The organism is Romboutsia sp. 1001285H_161024_C4 (assembly GCF_015550185.1).
GTDB classification, from domain to species: domain Bacteria; phylum Bacillota; class Clostridia; order Peptostreptococcales; family Peptostreptococcaceae; genus Romboutsia_C; species Romboutsia_C hominis.
Map to the genome: position 1 here is coordinate 20,238 of NZ_JADNAJ010000007.1, position 7,804 is coordinate 28,041.

Consider the following 7,804-nt stretch of genomic DNA (forward strand, 5'->3'; position numbering starts at 1 on the left):
TTGAAAAATTGGAAAGATAATGTTAATATAATATTAAACAAATGCTTATCGATATAAGCAAATATTTATTTCAGGAGATAAATATGACTGATAGAGAAAAAGAAATTTTAGATATTTTGAAAGAAAATCCTATGATTTCTCAACAAGAACTAGCGGATAGACTATCTATAACTCGTTCTTCCACTGCAGTACATATAACTAACCTAATGAAAAAAGGTTATATCAGGGGAAAAGGTTATATATTAAATAAAAGTAATTATGTAACTGTAATCGGCGGTTCTAATATGGATATTCAAGGGTCTACTAACTCACCTCTTGTTATGTTTGACTCTAATCCAGGTAGGGTTGATATATCTTTAGGTGGTGTCGGGAGAAATATAGCTGAAAATATGTGTAGATTAGGGGTAGATACTAAGCTTATTTCTGCCATTGGAAATGATTTATATGGAAATAAGATACTATCAGAATGTAAAGGACTTGGAATAGATGTTGAAGATTGCTTTGTTTCCAATGAAATGCCGACTTCAATATATGTTTCAATATTAAATGATTCTAATGATATGCAAGTAGCTATATCTCATATGGACATTTTAGAAAAAATAGATACTTCATATATAAACTCAAAACATCAGTTTATTAATGAGTCATTAGCAATTGTAATAGATACAAATTTATCTAAAGAGGCTATAGAATATATAACCTCTAAGTATTCTCATATTCCTATATTTGTTGATACTGTTTCAACAGCAAAGTGTATGAAGATAAAAGATATAATAGGACGATTCCACACTGTAAAGCTAAACAAACTTGAAGCCGAAGCTTTATCTGGAATAGAAATAAATAATTTAAAAGACTTAGAACTTTGTTCTAAAATCCTATTAGATCAAGGAGTAAATAAAGTATTTATTACACTTGGAAAAGATGGTGTATTTTCTGCAGCTAAAGAAAATTCCATTAAATTAGATGGAGTAAAGGTTGATATAGTTAATGCAACAGGGGCAGGAGATGCATTTACAGCTAGTTTAGTGTATTGTCATATGAATGATTTTGACCTAGAGTATACAACTAAATTCTCTGTAGCATCATCAATAATAGCGCTATCACATAAAAATACAATAAATCCAAATATGTCTGTAGACAATGTTGAAAAAATACTTAAGGAGATGATTTTATGTTAGAAAAATATTTACAAGTACATCCAGAAGTTAAAAAAGCTATAGAAGCAGGGGAACCAGTAGTTGCATTAGAGTCTACTATAATTTCTCATGGTATGCCATATCCTAAAAATGTAGAAATGGCAAAAAACGTAAGTAAAATAATAAGAGAAAATGGAGCAGTTCCAGCTACAATTGCTATCATAGATGGTGTGTTAAAAGTTGGCCTTACTGAAGAAGAAATAGAATTCTTAGGAACAAGCAAAGATGTTGTTAAAGCTAGTAGAAGAGATTTACCTTTTATTATATCTAAAAAATTAACTGGTGCTACTACAGTAGCTACTACTATGATATTAGCTGATTTGGCAGGAGTTAGAGTATTTGCCACTGGTGGAATTGGTGGAGTTCATAGAGGAGCAGAAAAAACTTTCGATATATCTGCTGATTTACAAGAATTAGCTAATACAAATGTTGCTGTTATATGTGCAGGAGCTAAATCTATATTAGATATAGGTTTAACATTAGAATACTTAGAAACTAACGGTGTACCTGTAGTAGGATTTGGTACAGATGAATTCCCTGCTTTCTACACAAGAAGAAGTGGATTTGGTGTTGACTATAGAGTAGATTCTTCTATGGAAGTTGCTACTGCTTTAAAAGCTAAATGGGACTTAAATTTAAAAGGTGGTATGGTTATAGGTAATCCAATACCTACAGAACATGAAATGGATTATGATACTATAACAAATGCTATAGAATCTGCTTTAAAAGAAGCTGAAGAGAAAAATATAGCAGGTAAAAAAGTTACTCCTTTCTTATTAGATAAGGTTAAGACAATAACTGCTGGTAAGAGTTTAGATTCTAACATAGAGTTAGTTTATAACAATGCAAGAGTTGCAGCTCAAATAGCGAAAGACTTAGCAGACATAAACAACTAATATAGTACCATTAGATTATTATTGACTTAGGTATTAAAACTATTAATTTTATAATAATATATCTAATAATTTATTATACTTAAAATGCACATTAGTAAATAATGTGCATTTTGTTATGTTATAGAATTAAAATTTTCTACATTATCAAACTTATTGTACTTGGAAAATCATATTACTTCATATCTAATTCTTCTTTAGCTAATTTAGGTACGTCGTTAATATTTACTTCCTCAAAACTATCAACCCCATAGATATCTTTTTTTCTCTCCAGTACCTCCAACATGTACACATATATATGCACCTTTCTTCAAGTTTTTATCTGCATAAAAACTTACCTTAATTGACTTACCTTTTTTGTTATAGGCTGTTGTTTCATATTTGTATATCCAAGGATTTTTTTCTTTGTTATTTTCAATCACACCATCTTGTTCTATTTTTACAAAATACTTATCAGTTCTAATTGATGTTCTCATTTCATCTAAAAAAAAGATCTTTGTTTATCTTAACCCCCATATATATACCTAGTGTTAAGATACCTATAATAATTATACAAATCAAATTTTTAAAATAATTCTTTTCTTTTTTCAAAATCATTAACTCCTTTATTATCTATTTTTTCTTCATTTGATTAAAATATATTATTATTGTTAAATCAATATATTTTATTGTTTCTCAATAAATAATATATATTATTAACTAGATATAAAGTTACGAAAATAAAAAAGAACATATAAATATATCAATTATAAACAATCTTCTGCAAACATATTTAAAGCACTAACTAAAAAAGGTTACTCCAATAATTCAAAATCATCAGAGTAACCTACATATTAATCTTCTTTTAAGTTAGGTATTACTTTTTTTATTTCTTCTATTTGATGCCATGTTCTTTCTAGACTGTTTTCAGATATATAGCTTTTTACTTCACTTAAGTTTGTAAATTCCTTTACTGATAAGTCATCCTCTTCGTTCATGTATCTTAGAATAAACATAAATTTACCTTACTTTCCACAACACTTCTTATATTTCTTTCCACTTCCACATGGACAAGCGTCATTTCTTCCAACCTTTTCTTCTTTAACAACTGTCTTAGATGTCTTGTAAGCTTTTTGTAATTCTTTTCTCTTAGCTTCTGGTAATATTTCATTCCAGCCTGGTAAGTTATATAACCAATGAGCTTCTACAGCTACCATATTGTAGTATAACTTTTCCCAATCTATATCTAATTTTATAGTGCTATCTGCTTCTATAGTTTCTAATGTTATGTCTTCTTTTAAACTTTCACTTATTCCATCTATGAATCCCATGAAGTATTCAACTGATGTATTGTACTTAACAGCTAACTCGCTAACTACACCTTCTACAACTTCTTGCTTATTATTTAATAACTCGTTGTATATTGAAGCTTCTACCTTTAAATAATCTTCCCAGAACTTTACTTCTGCTTCTTGACTTTCATGGTTATCACTTAAGTTTCTCCATTCAGTATATAAACTCATACGTTTTTCCTCCTAAAACCTTCTATAATATAATTATTAGATTAACTCTTCTATTATATCACAATTAAATAATTCTTTTAATACTTTTATAGCATACTCTTGGTCTATAAAGAAAGGGCTACTTGCTATAGTTATAACTTTGGCACCTTTTATTAATTCCTTTATTTTAGATACTCTCTTATCATAAGAAATATACTCCATATCTTTAGAAAATATGTCTAAATCTATATCTAGCACATACTCTCCTTCTATATCCATTTCAAATCCATAAGAACTATCAATTATTATTACTTCTGAAAAAATATTGTGCTTTAATGCTGGTTGTATAAAGTTACCTACATTAAGTACTTCATTTGTATATCTAAATACATCATCAAGACTATTCATGTCTACATTGTAATTTTCAGGTTCCCTCATATCTTTATGTTGGTCTACATGCACTAGTTTACAACCTTTTTTAAACTTATTTGATTTCAAGCTATTTATCCAAAAATAAAAAGCATGGTTGTGGTTATCGAAAATATAAATGTCCTTATCTTCTTTTTTATAAAAAACCATATTTTTAAGACCCTTAGCCTTTATCTCTTTATCTTCATCAATCTCATTAAACACTATTTCTTCACCAACAGCAACATCTTCTAAAGTACCTTCGATTAATGACGGTACAAATATACTTTTATTACTTCTTTCCTCATAAGAAAATATATTATTTCCCTTTGGTCTATCTATATAAAATCCTTTGTATCTATCCATAATATCTCCTTTTATTTTAATTTATTGTCTAAATTATTATACTATATAGTTTACATTTTTTTATTTTCTAATTACCTACCTTTTATCTTACACTAATGTAATCAATCTGTTATCTGTACGTAAGGCTTTTTTTGTATATTTATCTTATAATATGTATATAGAAAGAACAACTTATTTAAATTTTAAAATATCAATTATTTAACATAGACTATTAAATATTTTAGGAGGAATTATAAAATGATAACATTAATATTAACAACAATATTTTTAATACCTTTAGCTTTAACATTTTTAGCTTACGCAACAACTAATGGTTTTTGTGTTAATCCTATGCAATATAATACTGAAGAAGATTCTATAGACTTAATAAATCTAAATAGTGTTTTATCACTAAGTTTTGATAATAACTTATAAATTAAAAAGTGAAGTACTTCAAGATTATTAAATAATTTTGAAGTACTTCACTTTTTTAGATTATATAAAAATATTTCATATAATTTATCAAATACAATATTTTTTATTTAACGAATAAATTCCAAGGATGTTCTTGTGGTGGTTCACAAACAAACTCCATTCTTTCCTTTGTCGTAGGATGGTCTATTTCTATTTTATGAGACCATAAAGCTATTTGTTGTCCAACTTTATTTACATCTTGTCCATATCTTTGGTCTCCAAATAGAGGGTGTTTTCTACTTGAAAATTGTACCCTTATTTGATGAGGTCTCCCTGTTTTTAAGTCTATTTCAACTAAACTAAATTTCTCCTTAGTACTTAAAGTTTTATAACTTAATTCAGCATTCTTTGCTTCTTTATGGTCTTTTTTTACTACACTAACCATATTAGTTTTCTTATTCTTATAAAGATAATCTTTTAAAGTATCACTTTCTTTATTCATTGTTCCATGTATAACTGCCCTATATGTTTTTTTTAAAGTTTTAGTTCTTACTTGATCAGATAATCTTGAAGCAGCTTTTGATGTTTTGGCAAACACCATAACTCCACCGACTGGTCTATCTAATCTATGTACTAATCCTATATAAACATTCCCTGGCTTGTTATACTTTTCTTTTACATATTGCTTTAAAAGATTTACCATATCTTTATCATTTGTATCATCACCTTGAGATAGTATATTTACAGGTTTTTCTACTACTAGTAAATGGTTGTCTTCGTATATGACTTTAATCATTACTTAGACTCCCATCTTCCAAATATACCACATGGTAATACCTTCCCATCTTTAGATGCAGGTATACCTATTTCTCCACCATATATTTTTCCACCTTTAGCTTTCTTAGCTACTGTAGCATCTAATATATGTTCAAGTATTATTGGTGATAATCCTGTTGTATATGAATTTATTAAGAAGAATAAAGGTTTGTCTGATAATACTTTTGTACATAATTCAACTAAACCATATAACTTATCTTCTATTTGCCATACTTCTCCCTTTGGTCCTCTTCCGTATGAAGGTGGGTCCATTATTATAGCATCATATTTATTACCTCTTCTTATTTCTCTTTCTACAAATTTAACAACATCATCAACTATAAATCTTACTTTTCTATCTCCTAAACCTGATGTATGTAAATTTTCTTTAGCCCAAGTTACCATACCTTTAGATGCATCTACATGGCATACTTCTGCCCCTGCTGCTGCACAAGCTACTGTTGCTCCACCAGTATATGCAAATAAGTTAAGTACTTTTATTGGTCTACCTGCATTTCTTATTTTATCCATTGACCAATCCCAGTTAGCTGCTTGTTCTGGGAATAATCCTGTATGCTTAAATCCTGTTGGACTTATATTAAACTTTAATTCTTTGTAGCTAACAGTCCATTTCTCTGGGTACTTTTTTTTATGCTCCCATTGTCCTCCACCTCTACTACTTCTGTGGTAGTGTCCATGAGGATTTTTCCATAATCCACTTTCATGTGGTATTGGCCACATAACTTGAGGGTCTGGTCTTCTTAAAACTATATCTCCCCAACGTTCTAATTTTTCTCCGTTACCCATATCTATAAGTTCATAGTCTTTCCATTTATCTGCTAATAATAACATTTATGTCCTCCTAAAGTTTTTATTCTTAATCTATGTATTATATCATATATTTAACTAATATTTTCGGTATTTTCCATACTTTATATACTTATTCTTATGTATATATAATTTTATTTTTTATTAATTTTATTTAGTTTCCTAGCATATTCTATATAATAATTGATTTTTAATAGGGGGCGATTTTATGATGAGAAATTCTCAAGTTGGATACAACTGTATATATAATTTGTTGCATGTAAAATTTAATGAAGACTTTGAGCGAGATGGAAAATTTTCATACGATTTACAGTATCCTTCTTTTTATGCTTTTAAAAATACATATTTTAAGGTTAACCCTTCTATACTTTCCCAATTAAATAGTACTATAAAGGCCAATGTCAATGACTTTAAGGAAGGAACCTTAAAAGAAGAAGAAGAAATGGATAGAAAGTTTAATATTATGTCATGCTATGCTGTTACATTTAATAAAAACTATGTACTAAGCTCAATATTAACACTTAAAGGATTTGTAGAAAATGAAGGCCTACTTTATAACCAACTTAATAATTTTAATATTGACTTAAATAATGGAAAAACTATCTACCTTAGAGATATTTTTAAAGAAAATGTTGATTATATAACACTTATTACTAACTATGTTAATTATAAAATAAGTCAAAATAGAGATTTATATTATGAAAACTACGATTTATATATTCCAGAAGATCAGGCTTTTTATATAACAGATGACGGAATCGTTATATACTTTGAGTTAGATGAGATAGCACCTAAAGATATAGGAGTACCTAAGTTTAAAATGTCCTTTGAAAAATTTGCCCCTTACATTAATCCTAGGTTCTTTTGTTCTCCTCAAAATATTAACACTTTAAATAGTAGACACTTTAGATATTACCTTAGAAAAAATATGTAATTACAAAAAGAGTATGACGAAGTCATACTCTTTTTAAATAATTTTTGTGATTCTTAATGAGTAAATCCATATTTTTTATTTTCTTGTTTTTTACCATGAACTAATACATTGGCATTATTTAAATCATTTATAGCCATTTTTAAGTCTCTTATGAATAATTCAGCCATATCATGACTTAAGTCTGCTCTACATACTATACGTTGTATTATTGTATTTTGTAGATTAATTGGTAATGGATATGCTGGTATTTGCCATCCTTTCATTGCTAATCTATCTGCTAAATCATATAATGTCCATTCTACATTTACATCATCTTTTAATCTATAACATACTATTGGTAAATTTTCTCCATCATTATAGATTTTGAATAAACCAGTAGCTTCTATTTCTCTACTTAAATACATTGCAACATCTTTTGTACGTTGATGTATTTGTCTATATCCTTCAAATCCAAGACGTAAGAAGTTATAATATTGTCCTATAACTTGA

The 7,804-nt window shown here is 28.0% G+C and carries 11 protein-coding genes; 4 read left to right on the top strand and 7 right to left on the bottom strand.

Annotated elements, in window-relative coordinates:
- Nucleotides 1–83 precede the first annotated feature (83 nt).
- Nucleotides 84–1,178 (top strand): PfkB family carbohydrate kinase, encoded by a 1,095-nt coding sequence (locus I1959_RS11685; RefSeq protein ID WP_195238359.1) that lies wholly within the window; start codon nt 84–86, stop codon nt 1,176–1,178.
- Nucleotides 1,172–2,092 carry a pseudouridine-5'-phosphate glycosidase gene (locus I1959_RS11690; RefSeq protein WP_092921546.1) on the top strand — a complete coding sequence of 307 codons (921 nt, stop codon included), beginning with the start codon at nt 1,172–1,174 and terminating at the stop codon, nt 2,090–2,092. Before I1959_RS11685 ends, I1959_RS11690 begins: the two co-directional genes overlap by 7 nt.
- 239 nt (nt 2,093–2,331) lie before the next feature.
- Here I1959_RS11690 and I1959_RS11695 read toward each other — a convergent pair whose 3' ends face one another.
- From I1959_RS11695 to I1959_RS11710, 4 genes are all read right to left on the bottom strand, one after another.
- Nucleotides 2,332–2,565 carry a YxeA family protein gene (locus I1959_RS11695; protein WP_166506125.1) on the bottom strand — a complete coding sequence of 78 codons (234 nt, stop codon included), beginning with the start codon at nt 2,563–2,565 and terminating at the stop codon, nt 2,332–2,334.
- Between the two features lie 357 nt (nt 2,566–2,922).
- A complete protein-coding gene (locus I1959_RS11700) occupies nt 2,923–3,066 on the bottom strand; it encodes a hypothetical protein (protein ID WP_176698618.1) in 144 nt (47 codons plus the stop codon).
- 27 nt (nt 3,067–3,093) lie between these two features.
- On the bottom strand, nt 3,094–3,591 hold the full coding sequence (locus I1959_RS11705) for an SEC-C metal-binding domain-containing protein (protein WP_195238361.1): 498 nt from the start codon (nt 3,589–3,591) through the stop codon (nt 3,094–3,096).
- Nucleotides 3,592–3,627: 36 nt separating this feature from the next.
- On the bottom strand, nt 3,628–4,344 hold the full coding sequence (locus I1959_RS11710) for a UPF0489 family protein (RefSeq protein WP_166506126.1): 717 nt from the start codon (nt 4,342–4,344) through the stop codon (nt 3,628–3,630).
- A 237-nt stretch (nt 4,345–4,581) separates the two neighbouring features.
- Here I1959_RS11710 and I1959_RS11715 point away from each other — a divergent pair, with 237 nt between their 5' ends.
- Complete coding sequence (locus I1959_RS11715) at nt 4,582–4,758, top strand: hypothetical protein (RefSeq protein WP_166506127.1); 177 nt, start codon at nt 4,582–4,584, stop codon at nt 4,756–4,758.
- 103 nt (nt 4,759–4,861) lie between these two features.
- Here the strand turns inward: I1959_RS11715 and I1959_RS11720 are convergent, their stop codons facing one another.
- Nucleotides 4,862–5,533, bottom strand: coding sequence for an RluA family pseudouridine synthase (locus I1959_RS11720; protein ID WP_195238363.1), 672 nt, complete (start codon nt 5,531–5,533; stop codon nt 4,862–4,864).
- The gene (locus I1959_RS11725) at nt 5,533–6,405 is read right to left on the bottom strand and encodes a class I SAM-dependent methyltransferase (RefSeq protein WP_092921558.1); all 873 of its coding nucleotides are present in this window, start codon (nt 6,403–6,405) and stop codon (nt 5,533–5,535) included. Before I1959_RS11725 ends, I1959_RS11720 begins: the two co-directional genes overlap by 1 nt.
- Before the next feature lie 184 nt (nt 6,406–6,589).
- Between I1959_RS11725 and I1959_RS11730 the strand changes: the two genes are divergently transcribed.
- Nucleotides 6,590–7,315 (top strand): DUF3298 and DUF4163 domain-containing protein, encoded by a 726-nt coding sequence (locus I1959_RS11730; RefSeq protein WP_243240042.1) that lies wholly within the window; start codon nt 6,590–6,592, stop codon nt 7,313–7,315.
- 53 nt (nt 7,316–7,368) lie between these two features.
- Here the strand turns inward: I1959_RS11730 and I1959_RS11735 are convergent.
- Nucleotides 7,369–7,804: pyridoxal-dependent decarboxylase (locus I1959_RS11735; RefSeq protein ID WP_243240043.1), on the bottom strand; the 436-nt coding region annotated here is incomplete at its 5' end.

Excerpts from the sequence above, each read along its gene's own strand:
- I1959_RS11685 (WP_195238359.1), top strand. The coding sequence starts at position 84 with ATGACTGATAGAGAAAAAGAAATTTTAGATATTTTGAAAGAAAATCCT.
- I1959_RS11690 (WP_092921546.1), top strand. The coding sequence starts at position 1,172 with ATGTTAGAAAAATATTTACAAGTACATCCAGAAGTTAAAAAAGCTATA.
- I1959_RS11695 (WP_166506125.1), bottom strand. The coding sequence starts at position 2,565 with ATGAGAACATCAATTAGAACTGATAAGTATTTTGTAAAAATAGAACAA.
- I1959_RS11700 (WP_176698618.1), bottom strand. The coding sequence starts at position 3,066 with ATGAACGAAGAGGATGACTTATCAGTAAAGGAATTTACAAACTTAAGT.
- I1959_RS11705 (WP_195238361.1), bottom strand. The coding sequence starts at position 3,591 with ATGAGTTTATATACTGAATGGAGAAACTTAAGTGATAACCATGAAAGT.
- I1959_RS11710 (WP_166506126.1), bottom strand. The coding sequence starts at position 4,344 with ATGGATAGATACAAAGGATTTTATATAGATAGACCAAAGGGAAATAAT.
- I1959_RS11715 (WP_166506127.1), top strand. The coding sequence starts at position 4,582 with ATGATAACATTAATATTAACAACAATATTTTTAATACCTTTAGCTTTA.
- I1959_RS11720 (WP_195238363.1), bottom strand. The coding sequence starts at position 5,533 with ATGATTAAAGTCATATACGAAGACAACCATTTACTAGTAGTAGAAAAA.
- I1959_RS11725 (WP_092921558.1), bottom strand. The coding sequence starts at position 6,405 with ATGTTATTATTAGCAGATAAATGGAAAGACTATGAACTTATAGATATG.
- I1959_RS11730 (WP_243240042.1), top strand. The coding sequence starts at position 6,590 with ATGATGAGAAATTCTCAAGTTGGATACAACTGTATATATAATTTGTTG.